This window comes from Mesorhizobium sp. B2-1-1 (assembly GCF_006442975.2).
Lineage (GTDB): Bacteria > Pseudomonadota > Alphaproteobacteria > Rhizobiales > Rhizobiaceae > Mesorhizobium.
This window is the reverse complement of the sequence record NZ_CP083954.1, coordinates 881964-902674: the sequence shown is the minus strand read 5'-3', so window position 1 is coordinate 902674 and position 20711 is coordinate 881964. Positions and strand designations below refer to the sequence as shown.

General features: G+C 64.5%; 22 protein-coding genes. 15 read left to right on the top strand and 7 right to left on the bottom strand.

The genetic code is table 11. The features are described from left to right. Positions 1-128 precede the first annotated feature (128 nt). Positions 129-2678 carry an ABC transporter permease gene (locus FJ972_RS04280; RefSeq protein ID WP_140524593.1) on the bottom strand — a complete coding sequence of 850 codons (2550 nt, stop codon included), beginning with the start codon at positions 2676-2678 and terminating at the stop codon, positions 129-131. Then, on the bottom strand, positions 2678-3373 hold the full coding sequence (locus FJ972_RS04275) for an ABC transporter ATP-binding protein (RefSeq protein ID WP_140524591.1): 696 nt from the start codon (positions 3371-3373) through the stop codon (positions 2678-2680). The genes FJ972_RS04280 and FJ972_RS04275 overlap by 1 nt, the downstream gene beginning before the upstream one ends. Before the next feature lie 82 nt (positions 3374-3455). Here FJ972_RS04275 and FJ972_RS04270 point away from each other — a divergent pair, with 82 nt between their 5' ends. Continuing rightward, positions 3456-4100, top strand: a complete 645-nt coding sequence (locus tag FJ972_RS04270; RefSeq protein WP_140524590.1) for an arylesterase — start codon at positions 3456-3458, stop codon at positions 4098-4100. A gap of 127 nt (positions 4101-4227) precedes the next feature. After that, a complete protein-coding gene (thpR, locus tag FJ972_RS04265) occupies positions 4228-4824 on the top strand; it encodes an RNA 2',3'-cyclic phosphodiesterase (RefSeq protein ID WP_140524588.1) in 597 nt (198 codons plus the stop codon). Here thpR and FJ972_RS04260 read toward each other — a convergent pair. After that, complete coding sequence (locus FJ972_RS04260) at positions 4728-5246, bottom strand: low molecular weight protein-tyrosine-phosphatase (protein WP_140524586.1); 519 nt, start codon at positions 5244-5246, stop codon at positions 4728-4730. The two genes, thpR and FJ972_RS04260, sit on opposite strands and share 97 nt — an antisense overlap. Positions 5247-5297: 51 nt before the next feature. Here FJ972_RS04260 and FJ972_RS04255 point away from each other — a divergent pair, with 51 nt between their 5' ends. The 3 genes from FJ972_RS04255 to FJ972_RS04245 all read left to right on the top strand — a co-directional run bounded on the left by FJ972_RS04255 (position 5298) and on the right by FJ972_RS04245 (position 7149). Next, positions 5298-5591: a 4a-hydroxytetrahydrobiopterin dehydratase gene (locus tag FJ972_RS04255; RefSeq protein WP_140524585.1), complete on the top strand. Its 294-nt coding sequence runs from the start codon at positions 5298-5300 to the stop codon at positions 5589-5591. 416 nt (positions 5592-6007) lie between these two features. Further along, positions 6008-6370, top strand: a complete 363-nt coding sequence (locus FJ972_RS04250; RefSeq protein WP_140524583.1) for a YkvA family protein — start codon at positions 6008-6010, stop codon at positions 6368-6370. 275 nt (positions 6371-6645) lie between these two features. Further along, positions 6646-7149, top strand: coding sequence for an invasion associated locus B family protein (locus tag FJ972_RS04245; protein WP_140492199.1), 504 nt, complete (start codon positions 6646-6648; stop codon positions 7147-7149). A gap of 54 nt (positions 7150-7203) precedes the next feature. Here the strand turns inward: FJ972_RS04245 and FJ972_RS04240 are convergent, their stop codons facing one another. Both FJ972_RS04240 and FJ972_RS04235 read right to left on the bottom strand, forming a co-directional pair. After that, positions 7204-8559 carry a chloride channel protein gene (locus tag FJ972_RS04240; protein ID WP_140492196.1) on the bottom strand — a complete coding sequence of 452 codons (1356 nt, stop codon included), beginning with the start codon at positions 8557-8559 and terminating at the stop codon, positions 7204-7206. Between the two features lie 306 nt (positions 8560-8865). Further along, complete coding sequence (locus tag FJ972_RS04235; protein WP_140524581.1) at positions 8866-9165, bottom strand: hypothetical protein; 300 nt, start codon at positions 9163-9165, stop codon at positions 8866-8868. Positions 9166-9431: 266 nt separating this feature from the next. Here FJ972_RS04235 and rlmN point away from each other — a divergent pair, with 266 nt between their 5' ends. The 3 genes from rlmN to FJ972_RS04220 are packed head-to-tail and all read left to right on the top strand — an operon-like array spanning position 9432 to position 11562. After that, a complete protein-coding gene (gene rlmN, locus FJ972_RS04230; RefSeq protein ID WP_140492190.1) occupies positions 9432-10667 on the top strand; it encodes a 23S rRNA (adenine(2503)-C(2))-methyltransferase RlmN in 1236 nt (411 codons plus the stop codon). Further along, complete coding sequence (locus tag FJ972_RS04225; protein ID WP_140524580.1) at positions 10664-11113, top strand: hypothetical protein; 450 nt, start codon at positions 10664-10666, stop codon at positions 11111-11113. The genes rlmN and FJ972_RS04225 overlap by 4 nt, the downstream gene beginning before the upstream one ends. Continuing rightward, positions 11110-11562 (top strand): hypothetical protein, encoded by a 453-nt coding sequence (locus tag FJ972_RS04220; protein ID WP_140524578.1) that lies wholly within the window; start codon positions 11110-11112, stop codon positions 11560-11562. Before FJ972_RS04225 ends, FJ972_RS04220 begins: the two co-directional genes overlap by 4 nt. A gap of 79 nt (positions 11563-11641) precedes the next feature. Here FJ972_RS04220 and FJ972_RS04215 read toward each other — a convergent pair whose 3' ends face one another. Then, positions 11642-12283: a LysE family translocator gene (locus tag FJ972_RS04215; RefSeq protein WP_140524577.1), complete on the bottom strand. Its 642-nt coding sequence runs from the start codon at positions 12281-12283 to the stop codon at positions 11642-11644. A 192-nt stretch (positions 12284-12475) separates the two neighbouring features. Between FJ972_RS04215 and FJ972_RS04210 the strand changes: the two genes are divergently transcribed. Further along, complete coding sequence (locus FJ972_RS04210) at positions 12476-13699, top strand: argininosuccinate synthase (RefSeq protein ID WP_140524575.1); 1224 nt, start codon at positions 12476-12478, stop codon at positions 13697-13699. A 323-nt stretch (positions 13700-14022) separates the two neighbouring features. On the opposite strand, the gene FJ972_RS04205 is transcribed toward FJ972_RS04210, so the two are convergent. After that, positions 14023-14823 carry a lytic transglycosylase domain-containing protein gene (locus FJ972_RS04205; RefSeq protein WP_140492175.1) on the bottom strand — a complete coding sequence of 267 codons (801 nt, stop codon included), beginning with the start codon at positions 14821-14823 and terminating at the stop codon, positions 14023-14025. Positions 14824-15078: 255 nt separating this feature from the next. On the opposite strand from FJ972_RS04205, the gene FJ972_RS04200 reads away from it, so the two are divergent. The 6 genes from FJ972_RS04200 to rpsP all read left to right on the top strand — a co-directional run bounded on the left by FJ972_RS04200 (position 15079) and on the right by rpsP (position 20639). Continuing rightward, positions 15079-16176, top strand: coding sequence for a putative zinc-binding metallopeptidase (locus FJ972_RS04200; protein WP_140524572.1), 1098 nt, complete (start codon positions 15079-15081; stop codon positions 16174-16176). 62 nt (positions 16177-16238) lie between these two features. Further along, entirely contained in the window at positions 16239-16835 is a 597-nt protein-coding gene (locus tag FJ972_RS04195; RefSeq protein WP_140492169.1) for a DUF1236 domain-containing protein, read from the top strand. Positions 16836-17007: 172 nt separating this feature from the next. Continuing rightward, the gene (locus FJ972_RS04190) at positions 17008-17973 is read left to right on the top strand and encodes a CPBP family intramembrane glutamic endopeptidase (protein ID WP_140524570.1); all 966 of its coding nucleotides are present in this window, start codon (positions 17008-17010) and stop codon (positions 17971-17973) included. Between the two features lie 289 nt (positions 17974-18262). Next, a complete protein-coding gene (ffh, locus tag FJ972_RS04185) occupies positions 18263-19846 on the top strand; it encodes a signal recognition particle protein (RefSeq protein WP_140524568.1) in 1584 nt (527 codons plus the stop codon). A gap of 7 nt (positions 19847-19853) precedes the next feature. Next, positions 19854-20180, top strand: a complete 327-nt coding sequence (locus FJ972_RS04180) for a chorismate mutase (RefSeq protein ID WP_140492160.1) — start codon at positions 19854-19856, stop codon at positions 20178-20180. Positions 20181-20237: 57 nt separating this feature from the next. Next, a complete protein-coding gene (rpsP, locus tag FJ972_RS04175) occupies positions 20238-20639 on the top strand; it encodes a 30S ribosomal protein S16 (RefSeq protein ID WP_140492156.1) in 402 nt (133 codons plus the stop codon). The last annotated feature ends 72 nt before the right edge of the window (positions 20640-20711 follow it).

Here is a 20711-nt window from a genome sequence, read left to right as displayed (position 1 = left end):
AACAAGACCGTAACCGGGTGTAATGCTTCGTGAGGCACGCATGGCGCGGTTTTCCAGCCCTTTGGCCGCGAAACATTACGTCGATTTAACCAAATGCCGGCCGTCGGCGGGGTGGAACCGATGCGGACTCAGAGGTTTCGCAGCACGGGCGCTGCCTTGTGGCCGAGCACCCGCCAGGTGCCGGCGAGACCGATGCCGACGGTGATGACCAGCGCAAAGAGAATGGTCGCCACCGCCACTTCCGGCATGAAATGCGACGGCAATGTCATGATGCGGGCGACGACGAACCATGCGGCGGCACTGCCGGCGGCGAGCGCGAAGACCGCCGTGGCGAGGCCGATCAGCATGTATTCGAGCGAGAAGGCCGATATCAGCGTCAGCCGCGTCGCACCGAGCGTCTTCAGCACCACCGCGTCATGGATGCGCGCCCGGTTGCCGGCGGCGAGCGCGCCGGCCAGCACCAGCACCGACGCGATCAGTGCCACGCCGGCCGCCGCCCTGATCGCCGCGCCGAGCTGTCCGACCAGACGGTTGACGATGTCGAGCGCGTCCTTGACGCGGACCGTAGTGACTGCCGGGAAGGCGCGGGTGACGGCATTGAGGATGCGGGCGTCATCAGCCGCGGTGGCGCTCTTTTCGGTCAGCGTCGCCACCCAGCCATGCGGCGCGCCGGCAAATGTGTTGGGCGAGAACACCATGACGAAGTTGATGCCCATCGTCTCCCATTCGACCTGGCGGAAATTGGCGATCCTGGCCGTGACATTGCGGCCGAGCACGTTGACGGTGACGGTATCGCCGAGCTTCAGCCCGATTTCCTTGCCTTCCTTGTCGGAAAACGAGACGAGCGGCTCGCCGGTATAATCGGCCGGCCACCAGCTGCCCTCGGTCAGCGTCGCGTTGTCCGGCTGCTTGGCCTCATAGGTCAGGCCGCGATCGCCGCGCAGCACCCAAGCGCCCTCCGCCGGTACCTTGACCTTGTCGACGGCAACGCCGTTCAGCGCCATCACCCGGCCGCGCAGCATTGGCACCTTGGCAAGCGTCCCCTGCGGGGCCTCCTTGCTGATCAGACTGGAGAAGCCGTCGACATCGCTGCTCTGGATATCGACGAAGAAGAAGTTCGGCGCCCGCTCCGGCAGGCTGCCGGAGATCTGCCGCCGCAGATTGCCGTCGATCAGCGCCAGCGTCACCAGCAGCGTCAGCCCAAGCCCCAGCGACAGCACCACCGACGGCGTCAGCGCGCCCGGCCGATGGATGTTGCCGACGGCGAGCCTGAGCGCCACGAAGCGCACGCGCGGGCACTTCCTTGCCGCCCATTGCACAAGCGCGCCGACCAGGCGCAGCACCAGGAAGGCGAAGAGGGTGGCTCCGACGAAAATCGAAGCGATGCGCTGGTCGCCCGAAAACAGGATGGCGAGCGCTGCAAGAAGCACTGCGATGCCGAGCGCCGAAACGACATAGACAGGGCGTGGAAAACCGCGGCCTTCCAGTCCCATCTCGCGGAACAGCGCGGTCGCCGGCACATCGCGGGCGCGACCGAGCGGCAGCAGCGCGAAGGCCAGCGTCACCAGCAGTCCGAACAGCGCTGCCATGCCGAGAGCGCCGGGATAAAAGCCGCCTCGCGCCGGCACCGGAACGACCGACTGAAGTGCGGCGCTCGCGGCAAAGGGCATCAGTGCGCCGAGCACCAGACCTGCGGCGACGCCGAGGGCCGCGATCATCAGGATCTGCACGAGGTAAACGGCAAAGACGAAGCCGCCCGATGCGCCCAGGCTCTTGAAGGTGGCGATGACGCCGCGCTTGCCGTCGAGATAGGCGCGCACCGCGTTGGCGACGCCGACGCCGCCGACCACCAGCGCCGTCAGCCCGACCAGGGTCAGGAATTGCGAAAAGCGTTCGATGTTGGAAGAGAGCGCCGGGGCCGCATTGCTGCGCGTGCGGATCGACCAGCCGGACTCCGGGAAATCCTTGGCAGCCTTGTCCTGGATGGCCTTGAGCCGCGCCTCGTCGGCGTCGGCGGCCAGCCGGATCTTGTAGGAATTCTCGACGAGGCTGCCCGGCTGAACCAGCCCTGTCGCGACCAGGCCCTCGGTCGAGATCATCAGGCGCGGCGCGAAACCGAAACCTTCGGACACGGCATCGGGCTCGGTGACCAGCCTGGCGCGCAGTTCGAAGGTGGCGGTTCCGAGCTTCAGCCGATCGCCGAGCTTCACATGCAGCCGCTCGAACAGCAGGTCGGGCGCGGCCGCGCCGAAAACACCGAACTGTTCGCCAAACAGTTCCTGCTTCGTCAGCGCCGGCTCGGTTTCCAGCGCACCGTAAAGCGGATAGGCCTCGTCGACGGCCTTGGCCTCGACCAGCGCCTGATCGGAGCCGTCGGCAAGCCGCGCCATCGAACGCATGCTGGCGGTTCTCGACACCGTGCCCAGCCCATCGAGGAAGCCGCGTTCGGCTTCGCTTGCGTCGCGCTGGTTAAGCTGGAAGCGCAGATCGCCGCCAAGCAGCGTCTGGCCCTGGTTGGCGACGCCGCCACTGATCGAGCGGGCCACGGAATTCACGCCGCCGATCGCTGCGACGCCGAGCGCGATGCAGGCAAGGAAGATCAGGAAACCGGACAGGCCGCCGCGCATCTCGCGCAAGGAGAAGCGGACGGCGAGCTTCAACGTCCGCGCCGGTGACATCAGGCGATGGCCTTGGTCGGCGCCGGTGCCTCGATCCTGCCGGAGCGCATGGAGACCTGGCGCGAACAGCGCGCCGCGAGCGCCTGGTCATGCGTGACCAGCACCAGAGTCATGCCGCGCTCGGCCGCCTTGGCGAACAAAAGGTCGGCGACCTGCTTGCCGGTTGCCTGGTCGAGATTGCCGGTCGGCTCGTCGGCGATGAGGATGCGCGGCGATGGCGCAAGCGCCCGGGCGATCGCGACGCGCTGCTGCTCGCCGCCCGAAAGTTCGCCGGGATAGTGCGTCACGCGGTCGCTCAGACCGACGGCCGCCAGCTCGCGTTCCGCCACCGAGAACGGATCGGCACGACCGGCCAGCTCCAGCGGCACGGCGACATTTTCGAGCGCCGTCATATTGGGGATGAGATGGAAGGACTGGAACACGATGCCGATGTTTCGCCCCCGAAACGATGCGATCTGATCCTCGCTCTTGCCGTTGAGCAGCTCGCCGGCGATTCGTACCGTGCCCGAATCGACCCTTTCCAGACCTGCGAGAACCATGAGCAGCGTCGACTTGCCCGACCCCGACGGTCCAACGATGCCGGTCGCCTCGCCGCGCGCCACATCGAGGCTGACGCCCTTCAGCACATGGACGGACGAGGCGCCTTCGCCCAATGTCAGCGATACGTCTTTCAGCTCGATGACGGCTTCTGTCAAAATGAAAGCGTCCTATATGGAGATGAGGGCTCCGCCTGCGGGCCGTCGCCGGAAGAATTCTCTGTCATATGGGACCTGCCGCATGTCTTTCCAACGCAGAATTGCCGCAGGCCTGATCGTTTTCCTCGCCATTTGCGGCGCCATCTCGTCGGCACGCGCCGAGCCTTTCGAGATCGTCGGTTTCGGTGACAGCCTGATGGCCGGCTACGGCCTCGGACCCGACGAGGGTTTTACCGACAGGCTGCAGGCGGCGCTGCGCGCCAGGGGCAGGGATGTAACCGTCGCCAATGCCGGCGTTTCCGGCGACACCTCCAGCGGCGGGCTGGCGCGGCTCGACTGGTCGGTGCCGGACGGCACGCAGCTTGTCATCCTCGAACTCGGCGCCAACGACATGCTGCGCGGCGTTTCGCCCGACATCACCCGCAAGAACCTGGATACGATGCTGGCCAAGTTGAAAGAGCGCAAGATCGCCGTTCTGCTGGCCGGCATGCGCGCAGCGCCCAATCTCGGCGCCGACTATCAGAACGCCTTCGACGCCATCTTCCCGGAACTGGCTGCAAAATACGGCGTTACCTTGTACCCGTTCTTTCTCGACGGCGTAGCCGGCCAGTCCGCCCTGCAGCTTGAGGATGGCTTGCATCCGAACGCCAAGGGGGTCGCCCAGATGGTCGAGCGCATCCTGCCTGCGGTCGAGAAGGCCATCGCGGCGGCGCCGGGAGGATCGTAAGACGGGATAGGCCCTTTCCGTTGGGGAAATCTTTTTGACGAGACCTGTGACCAACAAACCTCTTGCCCCGCTTGATTATCGATGATTCGCTGGGGGCACAGTTCGATTCGAGGAAGGGAGGCTCTTCATGCCGCGTCTTTTCACCGCCCTCGAAATTCCGCGTGACGCCGCCCTTTCGCTGTCCCTGCTCAGGGGCGGCCTGCCCGGGGCCCGCTGGATCGACGTCGAGAACTATCATCTGACGCTGCGCTTCATCGGCGATGTCGAAGGCCATGTCGCCGACGAGATCGCCAACGCGCTCGACCGCGTCCACCGCCCCTCCTTCCCGCTGACGCTGTCGGGCGTCGGCGCTTTCGGCCAGAAGAAACCGCATGCCGTATGGGCCGGGGTCTCTGCCTCGCCGGATCTCTCGGCGCTTCAGGCTGAAATCGAGCGCATCTGCCAGCGGCTCGGCATTCCGGCCGATCCGCGCAAGTTCATGCCGCATGTCACACTGGCCCGCCTGCGCAATTCGAGCCCGCTGGACGTCGCCCAATATCTTTCGGCGCGCGGCAATTTTTCGACCTTGCCGTTCCGCATCAGCCGGTTCGTCTTGATGTCGTCGCGCGATTCGGTCGGCGGCGGCCCCTACATCGTCGAGGAAGCCTGGCCGTTGTCGGGCGCCGATACGCGCGCGGCAAGCCGCGTCGCCAGCGCCTCCGACGCTTCGCGGATCATGCGGTAGACCTCGGCGAAGGCTTCCTCGCCGTCGTGATAGGGATCCGGCACGTCTCGCGCCTTTCCCTGCGCAAATTCCAGGAACAGGTGGATGCGGTCGCGCACGCCGGCGGGCGCCAGCGTCTTCAGGTCGGCGACGTTCGACCTGTCCATGCCGAAGATCAGGTCGAAACGCGAGAAATCCTCGGGCGCGATCTTGCGTGCCCGCAGTTCCGATATGTCGATGCCGTGGCGCGACGCGATGGCGATCGAACGCCGATCGGGGGCGGAGCCCGCCTCCCAGTCGCTGGTTGCGGCTGAATCGAGCACTATGTCCCGGCCCAGTCCACGTTCCGTCAGCACGGAACGAAGCACGCCTTCCGCCAGCGGCGAACGGCAGATGTTGCCCAGGCAGACGAACAGAATGGATTTTATGGGCTTCGTGCTCATCGATCCGGCGCTATGGTGAAAGTCATCTTCGAAATAGCACAGGAACCGGACATGACGAGAGAGAAACTTGGCAAGGAAGCCATCATCGCGGCGCTGACAGACCTCGAAGGCTGGTCGCTGGCTGCGGATGGCGCTTCCATCAAACGGACGTTCACCTTCAGGAATTTCTCCGAAGCCTTCGCCTTCATGACCCGTGTCGCGCTTGCGGCCGAGAAGATGGACCATCATCCCGACTGGTCGAATGTCTACAAAACCGTCGACGTGACGCTGAACACGCACGATGCCGGCGGCGTCACGACGCTTGACATCGAGTTGGCGAAGAAAATGGACCGCTTTGTTGGCTAGGGTAATTCATAGGTGCGGCAACCCCGGCTTCGTCAGCCACGGGCGAAGCGGACGCGCAGACCCGAGGATCCATGCCGCGACGTTGACCAAGGGGTGCAGTCGAGCAGAATTCAGCACCGCTGCGTCGCTCTTGAGTCGCGGCATGGATTCTAGGGTCTGCGCCGCGTCGCTTCGCTCCTTGCTTCGCCCTAGAATGACGACGGGAGGTGCGTTTGCCGCCGAACTCCAAGGGAGGACGACTGCCAGCGGAGTGTCCGCCAGGCCGGCATCACCTGATCCGCAGGACAGCACGCTAAAGACTGATTCCGATTTTCAGGCCAGCGATCTCCCAAGCTCTTGCAGCAAGCGTCGGGTTTCACCACATTTTGCCCCGCGGCCATGCGCAGGCAGGCGCATGAGCCCGCAAGGAGAAATTGATGGCGCAAAAATCCGGTTTTGATTTCTTCGGCTTTGGCGACAGGCTGGGCGGTGAGAGCGAGGTGCGCGAGAAATTCTGGCGCACGGCCAAGAAGGCCGCGCGGCAGATCCCGTTCATGGAAGATGTCGTCGCGGCCTATTACTGCGCCATGGACAAGAACACGCCGCTGCGCGCAAAAGGCATCCTGGTGGCGGCACTCGGTTATTTCGTCCTGCCGGTGGATATGGTCCCCGACTTCATCCTCGGCCTCGGCTTCACCGACGATATCGCCGTGCTCACCGCCGCGATCACCGCCGTCAGCGCCCATATCACGCCGGCGCACCGGCAGGCCGCCAAGGACGCCATATCGGACAAGGGCTGAGCCCTGGAACCGGCCTTCGCGCGCGCTGGACACCAGCGTTCAGAGGGCTTGTGGAAAAGTCAAACTCTTGCCGCTTTCATGCCCTCCAAGTCGCCGAAGGGACATCGCGCCAGCCGCTTGAAAGGCGGCGGCGCGAAGACGGCGGCGGTTTCCTGGGGTGAGCGTCCTTTTCTCAGAGGTAATTCACCGTTTGGTAACCCAGATTAAATCAAAATGAAGCGACGGCAGGACGCCACGCGGCCCGCCTCCGCACCATTTGGAATACGGGAAAAACGATGCGCGGATTGATTGCTACAGTTTCGAGCCTGGTCCTGGTGGCCTTCGCAGCGCCGGCGATGGCGCAGCAGGCGACCAAGATCGGCCAGCACAATGCCTGGGGCACCTACAGCTACCAGGCATCGGGCGGCAAGGTCTGCTATGTCCTCACCGTGCCGACCGACAAGCAGCCGCCGACGCTCGACCATGGCGACATGTTCTTCTTCGTCAGCCAGCGGCCCGGCCAGCAGGTATCCTACGAGCCGCAATTCATCGCCGGCTACACTTTCCAGGAAAACTCCAAGGCCACCGTCACAATCGACAAGAAGACGTTTTCGATGTTCACGCGCGGCAAGTCGGCCTGGGTCGAGAACGCCGCCGAGGAGCCGGTGCTGATCGCCGCCATGAAATCCGGCACCGACATGAAGGTGCAGGCCAAGTCCGGCCGCGGCAACACCACCTCCTACGTCTTCTCGCTGAAAGGCATCTCGGCGGCGCTGTCGTCGATCGCCAACTGCAAATAGTCGAAATTTCGCTTTGAACAGAGAGGCCGGACCGCTGGGTCCGGCCTTTGTTTTTCACGCCGGACCTGGTTCCGGCGCCGCCTCCGCCCTGCGCCGGCGGATCGCTTCCGCGATGAAGACGCGCGACAGCGCATGATAGAGCGGCTCGCGCGAGATCATGCGCGCCGTGCCGTAGCCCAGCATCGAGGCCAGCATCAGCGCGATGACATTGTCGTGATTGCCGGTCATCTCCAGGATGATGACGAAGGCCGTCATCGGCGCCTGCACGACGCCGGCGAAATAACCGGCCATGCCGAGCAACGCGGCCGCACCCGTGCTGGCGCCGAAGACGAGGCCGAGCGAGCTGCCGATGCCGGCGCCGACCGAAAGCGAAGGCGCAAAGATGCCGCCCGGAATGCCCGAGACCATCGACAGCAGCCCGGCAAGGAACTTCTCGGCGAAGAAGAACCAGGGCAGCGGCGTGCCTTCAACGGCGCCGCGCGCCTGCGCGTAGCCGGTGCCGAAGGTCAGGCCGCCCGAGGCGATGCCGATCGCCGCGACGCCGAGCCCACAGATGGCGGCGACCAGCAGGACGCGCCGCAAGGGCTGCCCCGTGTTCCAGCGCCGGATCCGGCGCGTCGCCTTCAGCGCCAGGAGCGAGAACAGCGCGCCGAGGCCGCCGCCGATGACGCCGCAGGCAATCACAAGCGGCCACTCGGCGGCAAACGAGATCGTCTCCTTCGAGACACCGAAATAGGTGTAGTTGCCAAGCAGGCCGAGCGAGGCGATGCCGGCCAGGATCACCGCCGTCAGCACCAGCCCGTTGGTCCGCGCTTCGTAGGTGCGGCCCATTTCCTCGATGGCGAAGACGATGCCGGCCAGCGGCGTGTTGAAGGCGGCCGCGATGCCGGCGGCCGAGCCGGCCAGGATCAGGCCGCGCGCCTGCGCCATGCCGCCCCAGCGTGCCGCCTGCAGCATCAACGACGCGCCGACCTGCACGGTCGGTCCCTCACGGCCGATCGAAGCGCCGCAGAACAGGCCGACCAGGGTGAGCGCGATCTTGCCCGCGACCAGCTTCAGCGACAGGATGTGGCCACGGTCGTCGTCGTCGCGCAGATGCCGCGCCGCGATCGCCTGCGGAATGCCGCTGCCTTGCGAGCCCGGGAAGAAGGCTTGCGCCAGCCAGGCACACAGCACGAAGCCGAGCGGCGTGATCGCCAGCGGCAGATAGAAACGCCAGCCGCCGTCATCGCCGGTCATGGCATGGAACAGCGCCTGCGCCTTGTCGGCGAGCACCGCGAACAGCACGCTGATCACGCCGATGCAGATCGCGCCGGCCCAGAACACCAGCCGCGGCTGCCACACCCGGCGAGAGCCCCACATCGCGCGCGAACGCCGCAGCAAGGGGTATTTTCGCACTGTACCGTTCATGTGTGTCCTCTCGACGGAGCCCCAGCCCTAACACAGGCATGGCCTCGATCAAGCGTTCGCATCAAACGTGAAATGGAAGACGGACGTGGAGCAAAAGTCCATGGCTGCGGTTTGGCACCATGAACAAGGAACCATGAGTTATGCCGGTTCGGCGCAATGATCGTCGTCTCCGCATTGATCATGAGACACCCTCAACACCGACAGGTGATATCTCGACCTGCGTGTGCTGAGTGGTCTGCGGGAACAAGGCTCGGATGGGCTCCCGCCGACCTTCGAGCCGGCGGGAATATCGATCGACGGCAGGCCTCACATGGCCATTTTTTCGCATTCCGCCTGAGCCTTCTTGGTCGACGTGTCGATCATGAAGGCTTTGCCCTTGGCGTCGGTCATCATCATCATGCAGTGCTTGATCGGCTTTGCCATCTTCATCATCTCGGCACTCATTTTCGCGTCCGGCGTTATGGTGCCCATATGCCCGTCCGGCATGATTGCCGTGACTTGCCCTGCCTTCATCATGGTCATTGTGCCCATCGCGTCTTCGGCAAATGCCTGCGAGGCTGAAAGGCCGACGAAGCCGGCAATGACGGCGAGCTTGATAGAGTTCATCGTGCGTACTCCCATTTGTCAGGGCATGGTTGCCCCATTCAGGGTTCGAACACGCGGTGAGAACCGTTACTTCAACACGATCAAGTGATCCGTTTTCGGGCGAAAAGCACGGACCGCAGGTCTGACCGGCCGGCGCATCTGTCAATCGGTCGGCACACGGATCGCCTCGCCATCGCATGACTCCGCCGCCAAGCTGTGCTATGGGCCGCGCTTCATATCCGGCCGATGGATGAAATCGGCAGCAAACCGCTTATATCAGTGCAACCATGACCCTTTCATTCGACCTCACCGCCGAAGGCGCCCGCGACGCGTTGCGCGCCCGCGCGATACAGCCGGAAAAGCCGTCGCTGATCGGCCTGACGCGCGCCGAACTGGGCGAGGCGCTCGTCGCGTCCGGCATCGTGCCGGAGCGCCAGGCAAAAATGCGTGCACAGCAGCTCTGGCACTGGATGTATGTGCGCGGCGTCTCCGATTTCGCCGGCATGTTCAACATCTCCAAGGATCTTCGCGCCGAACTCGACAAGCATTTCACCGTGGCGCGGCCCGAGATCGTCGAGGAGCAGGTCTCCGCCGACGGCACGCGCAAATGGCTGTTCCGCTTCCCGCCGCGCGGCGCCGGCCGCCCGGTCGAGATCGAGACCGTCTACATCCCCGAGGAAGGCCGCGGCACGCTCTGCATCTCCTCGCAGGTCGGCTGCACGCTGACCTGCTCCTTCTGCCACACCGGCACGCAGAAGCTGGTGCGCAACCTGACGGCCGAGGAAATCCTCGCCCAGTTGCTCACCGCGCGCGACCGGCTCGGCGATTTCCCCGACCGCGACACGCCCGACGGCGCCATCGTGCCGGCCGAGGGCCGCAAAGTGTCCAACATCGTCATGATGGGTATGGGCGAGCCGCTCTACAATTTCGAGGCGGTCAAGAAAGCGCTGCTGATCGCTTCCGACGGCGACGGTCTTTCGCTCTCCAAGCGCCGCATTACCCTGTCGACCTCCGGCGTGGTGCCGGAGATTTTCCGCACCGGCGAGGAGATCGGGGTCATGCTCGCCATCTCGCTGCACGCCACCAATGACGATCTGCGCGACCTTCTGGTGCCGATCAACAAGAAATATCCGCTCAAGGAGCTGATCGCCGCCTGCCGCGCCTATCCCGGCCTGTCGAACGCCAGGCGCATCACCTTCGAATATGTGATGCTGAAGGACGTCAACGATTCCCTCGACGATGCCAAGGCGCTGGTCAAGCTGCTCAGGGGCATTCCGGCCAAGATCAACCTGATCCCGTTCAACCCCTGGCCCGGCACCAACTACCAGTGCTCGGACTGGGAGACGATCGAGAAATTCGCCGACTACATAAATAACGCCGGCTATGCGTCGCCAATCCGCACGCCGCGCGGCCGCGACATCCTCGCCGCCTGCGGCCAGCTCAAGTCGGAATCGGAGCGCATGCGCAAGGTCGACCGGCTGGCGCTGGAAGCCATGATGATCGCGGGGCACGGCGAGGCGTGAGGCGTCTCGTCGCCGGGCTCAAGCGCTTCGTCATCATAGCAGTCGGCTATATCGCCGCCGTGCTGACCTCGATCCTGGTGCCTGTGCTGCTGATCGCTCTTCTGGAAGGGCTCGAATATGGCACCTGGTCCATCGTTTTCGCGTTCGACTGGCTGGTTTCCTTCCCGCTCGCGGTAGTGACAGTGGCGGTCTGCGCGTTGTTGATCGTCGGCCCCGCGATCTTCATGGCCGAACGCTTGTCGCTTCGGGGGTGGTTCTACTTCGCGGCCACGGGCGCGATCACGTCCATCGCATTCGGGGTTCTTGTCCCGGGCTCGGCCGGAGGGTTTGTTTTCAACCCGGGCTTTCTCGGCTTCCTGGCCACCGCCGGCATTGCCGCCGGTTCGGTCTACTGGTTTCTGGCCGGGCGCAAGTCCGGCCATCCCATGCGCCGGGATCCGCAATGACCCGCCTCGTCGCCTATATCGTGCGCCTTGCCGTCATCCTGTTCGGCTATGCCGTCGCCGCGCTGGCGGCGAGCGCGTTCCTTAATGTCCTGTTCCTGGCCTCGCTCGGCTACACGCTGGCGCATGCGGAGCCGGCGGCGACCGCCTCGCTCTATTTCTCGATCCCCTTCGTCGCGCTGTTTGCCGCCTATTTCGCCTTCATGCCGGCGGCCCTCGCGATTCTGATCGCCGAGATCCTCGGCCGGCGCGATTGGCTGTTCTATGCGCTGGCCGGTGCGATCGTCGCCGCCGTCTTCCTCGGCTTCGCCGACCAGATGGGCGACACGCCATTCGCCGTCACCGAGCCGCGCGCCATGGCCGCCGTCATCGGCGGCGGCATGGTCGGGGGCATCTTCTATTGGCTCAGCGCCGGGCGCTGGGCCGGAACCTGGTGGAAAGCCGAACCCTGACCTCGAACCGAGCGCCCACGTAAGCAGGGAGCTTTGCTGACCTCCGGTTCGGAAGAGATCAGCAGCGAACAGCAAAATCCTACTTCGCCTGGGCAGTCAGGATTTTGAGCGCGAACGCGGAAAACACGCCGGCGAAGAGATAGTCGACCACCCGCGTCACGCGCGGGCTGGCCTTCATCGCCGCCGAGAATTTCTCCGCCGCCAGCACCATCGGGGTCGTCACCGGGGTCGAGAGCACGACGAACATGGCGCCGAGGAAGAACAGCTTTCCCGGCGCGTGCGGATCATGCGCGGAGACGAATTGCGGCAGGAAGGTCATGAAGAACAGGATGATCTTCGGGTTGAGCAGGTTGACGCCCAGCCCCACCATCCAGCTCCGGAACAGCGAGATTTGCGGGCCCGTCTTCTTCTCCGGCGAGAAGGCCGAACCCTTGGTGATCGCCTGCCAAGCCAGGAAGACGAGATAGCCGGCGCCGAAGATCTTCAGCACGAAGAAGGCCATCGGTGAGGCGACGATCAGCGCCGAGACACCGACCACCACCAAGGTGGTGTGGATCAGCGTGCCGCACAGCGCCCCCGCCATCGAGGCGAAGCCGGCGGCGCGGCCCTGGCTCAGCGTGCGCGAGACGAACAGCGTCATGTCCGGTCCGGGCGTGATCGCCAGGATGAACGTGGAGATGGCGAACTGGATCAGCGTTGCGGTGTCGGGAATGAAGGACATGGGCGGTCCGTTGGCTCTAAAGACGCTGCTATAACGAATGGCTACTGCCGTTGCCAGCGGCTGTGCGACGGAAAGAATGATCCAGCTGTCCCGGATGCCTGTTTCTCCGCGCCTTGCCCCGTTCATCCCTTGCAGTGACCGGAAACGGCGTGATACCTCGCCGGCCGAGAACTCTTGTCGCGGAAACAGCAAATGTCGAAAACAAAAGACGTCAAGAAGGTCGTGCTCGCCTATTCCGGCGGCCTCGACACATCCATCATCCTGAAATGGCTGCAGACCGAGCTCGGCGCCGAGGTCGTCACCTTCACCGCCGACCTCGGCCAGGGCGGCGAATTGGAGCCGGCGCGCCGCAAGGCCGAGTTGATGGGCATCAAGGACATTCGCGTCGTCGACGTGCGCGAGGAATTCGTTGCCGATTTCGTCTTCCCGATGTTCCGAGCCAACGCCGTCTATGAAGGGACCTATCTGCTCGGCACCTCGATCGCCCGGCCGCTGATCTCGAAACACCTCGTCGAGATCGCAAAGGAGACCGGCGCCGACGCGATCGCCCACGGCGCCACCGGCAAGGGCAATGACCAGGTGCGCTTCGAGCTTTCGGCCTATGCGCTCAACCCCGACATCAAGGTCATCGCGCCCTGGCGCGACTGGTCGTTCAAGTCGCGCACCGACCTCATCAACTTCGCCGAGCAGCACCAGATTCCGGTGCCGAAGGACAAGAAGGGTGACGCGCCGTTCTCGGTCGACGCCAATCTCCTGCATTCCTCTTCCGAGGGCAAGGTGCTTGAGGACCCGTGGAGCGAGCCGCCGGAATTCGTCCATCAGCGCACCGTCTCGCCCATGGACGCGCCGGACAAGGTCACCGAGATCGAGATCGAGTTCCTGAAGGGCGATCCGGTCGCGCTCGACGGCAAGAAGCTGTCGCCGGCAACAATGCTCGCCGCCCTCAACGATCTCGGCCGCGACAACGGCATCGGCCGGCTCGACCTCGTCGAGAACCGCTTCGTCGGCATGAAGTCGCGCGGCGTCTACGAAACCCCCGGCGGCACCATCCTGATCGCTGCCCACCGCGCCATCGAATCGATCACGCTCGACAGGGGAGCTGCCCACCTCAAGGACGAGTTCATGCCGCGCTACGCCGAACTCATCTACAACGGCTTTTGGTTCGCGCCCGAGCGGCTGATGCTGCAGGCGATGATCGACAAGAGCCAGGAGGATGTCGAAGGCACGGTGCGTCTGAAGCTCTACAAGGGCAATGTCATCGTTACCGGCCGCAAGTCGAAGAAGACGCTCTATTCCGACGCGCTGGTGACCTTCGAGGACGACCGCGGCGCCTACGACCAGAAGGACGCCGCAGGCTTCATCCGCCTCAATGCGCTGAGGCTGCGCACCTTAGCGGCGCGCAATCGCGGAAGTTGATGTCAGTATGTTTCGCCTCAAGACAAAACCCGGCGTCTCTATTGGAGCCGATTGTCGATGCCGGCGCCGCCCCTCATCGGCCTGCTGGCACCTTCTCCCCGTATAGTGACGGGAAGAAAGGGACTGGCCGCAGCCCGAGCGCCTTTCTTGCAACGATTGCAATTGGCAACGACTGTAATTGGCGAAACCGTCGATGACAGCGCCCTCTCCCCGTCGCTATACGGGGAGAGGATGCCGGCAGGCAGGTGAGGGGCGGCGCTAACATCCGGTAAGAGTGCCCGCCATCGCGGCCGGGCTTTCTGCTGAACAGCGATTTCTAACGATCACTCGCCATCGATTGCGGTGGCGATACGGGCGATGGCCTGTTGATAGACACTCGCCGAGTTCCAGCCGGCAATTGCACCCATATTCGCCTGAGCGCTCGCGCCGGCCTGCCAACCATGCGCCTTGAGGAAGTTGGCCGTGGAAGCCAGCGCGGTGCTCTTGTCGCGCAGGTTTCCGCTGCCCACCCCATATTTCAGGACATTTCCGGGCAGGAATTGCGTGTGGCCGATCTCGCCATGCATGGCCCCGACCGACGAGGCGGTCAACGTTCCGCGATCGACCAGCTTCAGCGCGGCAATGGCATGCGGCTGAAAGTAGTCCGGACGGCGGCAGTCATAGGCAAGCGTCAAAATGGCGGACACCGTGTTCTGGTTGCCCATGGAGGCGCCGAAGCCCGTCTCCATGCCCCAGATGGCAAGCAGCACGCCCGGCGAGACGCCGTAGGTCCTTTCGATCTTGTCGAACAGCGCCGCATTCGATTTCTTCAGCGCCCGGCCCCTGGAAATGATCGCCGCCCCGCCGCGGCGCTTCATGAAGGCTTCCACCGAGCCGCTGAAAGCCTTGTGGATGGCGCGGTCCGCGGAAATGGTCCTGGTCGCGTAGGTCGCGCCGGCCAGGGCCGCCAGTCCTCTCGAACCCACGCCCTCGGCCCTGGCCTCCGCTGCGAAGTCCTGCTTCCAGGCATCGAAGCCGGCTCCGGTCTTGCCACAGCTGGCCGCCGCCTGTGCGCCCGTCGCCAGCGCAAGCATCGCCACCACAGTGGCCGCTGCAAACATCTTACCTTTGGCAAGAAATGCCATGTTGTTCTCTCCTGGTTGCCTGAATCACGTCCCGGCCGGAATTTGCCAGTGAAACGCGCACTTGTCACTGTCGCGCGCGCAAGCTGGCCAATGGAAGGGAATTTGCCTACGATCAAGCAAATATTGTGGCAAGAACCACCCATGGCCTGACGATCCTTGCGCCATGTTGCTCAATGACGTCACAGTCGGGAACGACGTCTGTCGGCCGGCGTTTTGCACGACGCGCCTTCCCCTGTTCCCTGGTCCGAGACCGAGATGAAACTCTTCGACTGTCCTCATTGCGGCCATCGTCTCTATTTCGAGAACGCCCGGTGCCTGAACTGCTCCAGTGCCGTGCTCTATGATCCGCAGCGCGCCTGCTTTGCCCTGTCCGGTGCCGACGGCGGCTCCCCATGCGCCAACGCCGACGAATGCGCCTGCAACTGGATGGCCGAGCCGGGACAGCCCTTCTGCCGCGCCTGCGCCCTCAACCAGCTGATCCCGGACCTCTCCGTCGACGGCAACCGCCGCCGCTGGATACGGGTCGAGGCCGCGAAGAAGCGCGCGGTCTATTCGCTGCTGGCTTTCGGACTGCCGGTGACGCCCAAGCAGAACCCCGCCGACGAGGCCGGCCTTGCCTTCGACTTCCTTGCCGATCCGATCGGCGGCGGCCCGGGCGGCGAGCGCATCCTGACCGGCCACGACAATGGCCTGATCACCCTCAACGTCGCCGAAGCCGACTCCGCCGAGCGCGAAAGGCGGCGCGTTGAGATGGGCGAGAACTATCGCACCTTGCTCGGCCATTTCCGCCACGAGCTCGGCCACTACTACTGGGACCGGCTGATCCGCGACAATCCGCAAAGGCTTGACGCCTTCCGCGCGCTGTTCGGCGACGAGCGCACCGGCTACGAGCAGGCATTGAAGAACCACTATGCCAATGGTGCCCCACCCGACTGGCAGCAACGCCACATCTCGTCCTACGCCACCTCCCATCCCTGGGAGGACTGGGCCGAAAGCTGGGCCCACCACCTGCACATCACCGACACGCTGGAAATGGTCCATGCGCTGAACTTCCCGCTCGGCCGGCTGGAGACGGTGGAAGCCAACGAATTGCCCCAAGGCGATACCGGGGGCATGCTACAACCAGCGCCGTCCGAACCGACACCCGCTCCCGAACCGTTCGAAAAGATCCTGTCGCGCTGGCTGGTGCTGTCGGAAGCCTCCAATTCCATCAATCGCTGCATGGGTCTGCCCGACCTCTACCCCTTCGTCATCTCGGATGTCGCGGCGCGCAAACTGGCCTTCGTTCACGACCTTCTGACCGGCCTGCCGCAAGAAACGGGAACAAATCGTGAGTTGGCTTCAACATTTTAGCTGGAACGCATGCGCCGCTCTCCCGTTTTCGCTGCCGAGGGACCATGAAACGGAGAGAAACCATGAAATCCGTATTGTTTCCCGCGGTCGCCGGAATGCTCGCGCTCTTCTCGGGCGCCGCCATGGCCGACACCCCCGTCTCCGCGATCACCGATCTCAACGTCCGCGCTGGCCCAGGCCCGCAATATCCTGTCATCGGCGTGCTCGCCGCCGGCCAGTCGGCGACGCTCAATGGCTGTATCGAAAACAGCAAATGGTGCACCATCGCCGAAGCCGGTGGCCAGGGCTGGGTCTATTCGGACTATGTGACGGCTGATTTCGGCGGCAACCGGGTCGTGTTGACGCGACGTCCGCTCGGCTCCAGCGTCGCCGTCGTGTCGCCGCCCGAGGGCTATTCCACCGACTACACCGGCTCGATCATCGCCGGCGAGCCGGTCGAGGACGCCATCCCGCAGCCTCCCGCCGAAGTCAGGACCTATGTCGACACGCATCGCGTCGACCCTGTCTATCTTGAGGGCGAGGTGGTCACTGGGGCCGTTTTGCCCGAGAGTGTCGAACTGCGCGAGATCCCCGATTACGATTACCGCTACGTCTATGTGAACGGCCAGCCGGCGCTGATCGACCCGCAGACGCGGCGCATCGTGTATGTGGTGCGTTGAGGCGGATAGGACACGGGGTTAATCATCGGAGCATGCCTTTCGCCTGCCGGCAGGCAGGCGAGGGCGGCGCGAATGCGCCGAAGGCTGGCGGGGCGTATCGAATAGGAATGATTGCGCAGAACCGCCCGATCCCATAGATCATGCGACGCGAAGCACCAGCTTGCGAGAGAGCGTGATATCGGACCCTGCCGCCTTCGAGCACTATCGAAACACAGCCAACGAAAAGACGACCCTGCCGCGCCTGCTTCTCGGGACCGGGATCGTCGTCCTGTTCTGGGCCGCGTCGACGGGGGTCGTGCTGCTGGGCGGCACCTATGCCTTTTTCGCCTGGCGGACAGCGCAAGGCGCGGCTGCGCCCGCCGGCGGCATGCAGGGTTTCCTTGCGTCGCCAATCGGCATTCTCACCGCGCTCGCGTCTTTCGCCGGCATCTGGATCGGCTTGTGGATCGCCATGCGCTGGGTGCATGGCGAGAAGCTGTCGGCGCTCCTCGGCAACAGCCGTCGCATTTCGCGCTCGGGTTTCATCAAGGGACTGGTCGCGGTGTTGGTCACGTCGCTCGTGTCCGAGGTCCTGCTCTACCTGATGCAGCCCGAGATCGCGCGCGGCTCGATCGCCCTGTCGTCCTGGCTGCTGTTCCTGATCCCGATCCTGGCGCTCACTTTTCTGCAGACGTCATCGGAAGAGGTGCTGTTCCGAGGTTACCTGCTGCGCGGTCTTGCCTACCGGTTCAGGAGCCCGTTCGTCTGGGCGCTGCTGCCGGGCCTGCTGTTCACCTCGCTGCACTGGAGCGCGAACGCCTCGGCCGCCATCAACGCCTGCGTGCTGGTCTCGATCGCCGCTTTTGCACTGCTTCTGACGCTCGTCGTCTATGCCACCGGCAATCTCGGCGCGGCCCTCGGCGCCCATCTCGGCAACAATCTGACCGGCTTCCTGCTGATCTCGCATCAGGAGAGCTACAATTCCTTCGCCTTGTTTACCGCCAGACCACTCGAAGGGCCGGGCTGGGCGACGTCGGACGCGGTCCTCATCGCCATGATTGGCATCGCCTGCAGCCTGCTGACGGCCCTGCTGCTTTTGCATCCGCGCTCGCCGCTGAGCGTCTCGGCCGAACCTGCAGACGGAACGAAGGCGACCTGATTGCTGCGCGGGGAGACCGGCGGAACGGTCCTTGTCTTGACTCCGCGGCCGTTTTCCTGTCTACAGCCCCGAATTCCGCGACGAGTATCCCTCCGAGCAAGCCGACCAGGACGCCGAAGCCTCTTTGAGGCCAAGTGCTGTAAACAGATCCTGGAGGCCAACACCCGGCAGCGCTGTGCGCCCCCGGGTGCTTTTTGGTTTTGGCTTTTGCTTGCCACGAGACTTGGACACCTGGCGCGAACGCATTACCTCTCGGGCACCATCCGGTTGCCAGGGAAAAGGAAACAGAATGTTTGAATCACTTCAGGAGCGCCTTGGCTCCATCCTGAACGGCCTGACCGGCCGCGGCGCGCTGTCGGAGGCGGATGTCTCGGCGGCGCTCCGCGAGGTGCGCCGTGCGCTGCTCGAGGCCGACGTGGCGCTGGAAGTGGTGCGCTCCTTCACCGATAAGGTGCGCGAGAAGGCGGTCGGCGCGGCGGTGCTGAAGTCGATCAAGCCCGGCCAGATGGTCGTCAAGATCGTGCATGACGAGCTGGTCGACATGCTCGGCGCCGAAGGCGTCGCCGTCGACCTCAACGCACCGGCGCCTGTCGTCGTCATGATGGTCGGCCTGCAGGGTTCCGGCAAGACGACGACCTCGGCCAAGATCGCCAAGCGGCTCACCGAGCGTCAGAACAAGAAGGTCCTGATGGCCTCGCTCGACACGCGGCGCCCCGCCGCGCAGGAGCAGTTGCGCCAGCTCGGCGAGCAGGTCAAGGTGGCGACGCTGCCTGTCGTCGCCGGCCAGAACCCGGTCGATATCGCCAAGCGCGCCGTGCAGGCGGCCAGGCTCGGCGGTCACGATGTGGTCATCCTCGACACTGCCGGCCGCACCCATATCGACGAGCCGCTGATGGTCGAGATGGCCGACATCAAGAAGGTGTCGGGCCCGCACGAGATCCTGCTGGTCGCCGACTCCTTGACCGGCCAGGACGCCGTCAACCTTGCCAAGAGCTTCGACGAGCGCGTCGGCATCACCGGACTGGTGCTGACCCGCATGGACGGCGACGGCCGTGGCGGCGCCGCGCTCTCGATGCGCGCCGTCACCGGCAAGCCGATCAAGCTGATCGGCACCGGCGAGAAGATGGACGGGCTGGAGGAATTTCACCCCAAGCGTATCGCCGACCGCATTCTCGGCATGGGCGACATCGTTTCGCTTGTCGAAAAAGCCGCCGAGAACATCGACGCCGAGCAGGCGGCGGCGATGGCCAAAAAGATGCAGTCGGGCAAGTTCGACCTGAACGATCTCGCCCAGCAGCTTCAGCAGATGTCGAAAATGGGCGGCATGGGCGGCATCATGGGCATGATGCCCGGCATGGGCAAGATGAAGGACCAGATGGCCGCCGCCGGTCTCGACGACAAGATGTTCGGCCGCCAACTCGCCATCATCTCCTCGATGACCAAGGCCGAGCGCGCCAACCCCGACATTCTCAAGCACTCCCGCAAGAAGCGCATCGCCGCCGGCTCCGGCACCGACGCGGCCGAGATCAACAAGCTCTTGAAGATGCATCGCGGCATGGCCGACATGATGAAGGCGATGGGCGGCAAGGGCAAAGGCGGCGGCCTGATGCGCGGCATGATGGGCGGGCTCGCCTCCAAGATGGGCCTCGGCGGCATGATGCCCGCTGGCATGGGCGGCATGCCGGACCTCTCCAAGATGGATCCCAAGCAGCTCGAAGCCTTGCAGAAGCAGGCGCAGGCCGCCGGCATGAAGGGCCTGCCCAGCGGCCTTCCCGGCGGCGGTGGCCTGCCCGGCTTGCCCGGCGGCATGAAGCTTCCCGGGCTTCCCGGTCTCGGCGGCGGTGGCCTGCCTGGCCTCGGCAAGAAGAAGTGAGGACGCGATGAACGAGGAAAAGGACATGGCGGACGCCCGCACCATCCTGGCCGGCTACCGTGCTTCGATCGACAACATCGATGCCGCCCTCATCCACATGCTGGCCGAGCGCTTTCGCTGCACCAAGGCGGTCGGCCTGCTCAAGGCCGAGCATGGCTTGCCGCCGGCCGATCCGGCGCGCGAACAGCAGCAGATCGCCCGTCTTCGCCAGCTGGCGGACGATGCGCATCTCGACCCGGATTTCGCGGAGAAATTCCTCAACTTCGTCGTCCGCGAAGTGATCCGCCACCACGAACAGATCGCCGCTGCCAACGGCGTGACGAAAACCGGCTGAAGACAAAGATTTAGCCGCAACCCTACCAACGAAATCAGAGCTTTTAGGAGATAAGAAATGGCACTGAAGATCAGACTGGCCCGCGCTGGCTCGAAGAAGCGTCCCTACTACCACGTCGTCGTCGCCGACGCGCGCTCGCCGCGCGACGGCCGTTTCATCGAGTCGCTCGGCTCGTGGAACCCGCTGCTGCCGAAGGACGGCGAGCGCGTCAAGGTTGACGCCGAGCGCGTCAAGCACTGGCTGTCGCACGGCGCCCAGCCGACCGACCGCGTGCTGCGCTTCCTCGATGAGGCCGGCCTCGCCAAGCGCGACGCCCGCTCCAATCCGAAAAAGGCCGAGCCCGGCAAGAAGGCACAGGAGCGCGCCGCGCTTCTGAAGAAGGCGCAGGACGACGCCGCTGCCGCCGTCGCGGCGGCTGCGGCCGCGCCGGCCGAGGCGGAGCCTGCCACGGCCGAGTAATCGATCACCGATCGTCTTTTTCGAAACGGCGGGCCCTTACTTAGCCCGCCGTTTTCTATTTCGAATTCATTG

What these genes read in the sequence shown, in the direction of transcription:
- FJ972_RS04255 (WP_140524585.1), top strand. Translation starts at nt 5,298, where the DNA reads ATGACGAGAGAGAAACTTGGCAAGGAAGCCATCATCGCGGCGCTGACA.
- ffh (WP_140524568.1), top strand. Translation starts at nt 18,263, where the DNA reads ATGTTTGAATCACTTCAGGAGCGCCTTGGCTCCATCCTGAACGGCCTG.
- thpR (WP_140524588.1), top strand. Translation starts at nt 4,228, where the DNA reads ATGCCGCGTCTTTTCACCGCCCTCGAAATTCCGCGTGACGCCGCCCTT.
- FJ972_RS04260 (WP_140524586.1), bottom strand. Translation starts at nt 5,246, where the DNA reads ATGAGCACGAAGCCCATAAAATCCATTCTGTTCGTCTGCCTGGGCAAC.
- FJ972_RS04250 (WP_140524583.1), top strand. Translation starts at nt 6,008, where the DNA reads ATGGCGCAAAAATCCGGTTTTGATTTCTTCGGCTTTGGCGACAGGCTG.
- FJ972_RS04235 (WP_140524581.1), bottom strand. Translation starts at nt 9,165, where the DNA reads ATGAACTCTATCAAGCTCGCCGTCATTGCCGGCTTCGTCGGCCTTTCA.
- FJ972_RS04245 (WP_140492199.1), top strand. Translation starts at nt 6,646, where the DNA reads ATGCGCGGATTGATTGCTACAGTTTCGAGCCTGGTCCTGGTGGCCTTC.
- FJ972_RS04200 (WP_140524572.1), top strand. Translation starts at nt 15,079, where the DNA reads ATGAAACTCTTCGACTGTCCTCATTGCGGCCATCGTCTCTATTTCGAG.
- FJ972_RS04210 (WP_140524575.1), top strand. Translation starts at nt 12,476, where the DNA reads ATGTCGAAAACAAAAGACGTCAAGAAGGTCGTGCTCGCCTATTCCGGC.
- FJ972_RS04240 (WP_140492196.1), bottom strand. Translation starts at nt 8,559, where the DNA reads ATGAACGGTACAGTGCGAAAATACCCCTTGCTGCGGCGTTCGCGCGCG.
- FJ972_RS04180 (WP_140492160.1), top strand. Translation starts at nt 19,854, where the DNA reads ATGAACGAGGAAAAGGACATGGCGGACGCCCGCACCATCCTGGCCGGC.
- FJ972_RS04270 (WP_140524590.1), top strand. Translation starts at nt 3,456, where the DNA reads ATGTCTTTCCAACGCAGAATTGCCGCAGGCCTGATCGTTTTCCTCGCC.
- rlmN (WP_140492190.1), top strand. Translation starts at nt 9,432, where the DNA reads ATGACCCTTTCATTCGACCTCACCGCCGAAGGCGCCCGCGACGCGTTG.
- FJ972_RS04280 (WP_140524593.1), bottom strand. Translation starts at nt 2,678, where the DNA reads ATGTCACCGGCGCGGACGTTGAAGCTCGCCGTCCGCTTCTCCTTGCGC.
- FJ972_RS04220 (WP_140524578.1), top strand. Translation starts at nt 11,110, where the DNA reads ATGACCCGCCTCGTCGCCTATATCGTGCGCCTTGCCGTCATCCTGTTC.
- FJ972_RS04215 (WP_140524577.1), bottom strand. Translation starts at nt 12,283, where the DNA reads ATGTCCTTCATTCCCGACACCGCAACGCTGATCCAGTTCGCCATCTCC.
- FJ972_RS04205 (WP_140492175.1), bottom strand. Translation starts at nt 14,823, where the DNA reads ATGGCATTTCTTGCCAAAGGTAAGATGTTTGCAGCGGCCACTGTGGTG.
- FJ972_RS04195 (WP_140492169.1), top strand. Translation starts at nt 16,239, where the DNA reads ATGAAATCCGTATTGTTTCCCGCGGTCGCCGGAATGCTCGCGCTCTTC.
- rpsP (WP_140492156.1), top strand. Translation starts at nt 20,238, where the DNA reads ATGGCACTGAAGATCAGACTGGCCCGCGCTGGCTCGAAGAAGCGTCCC.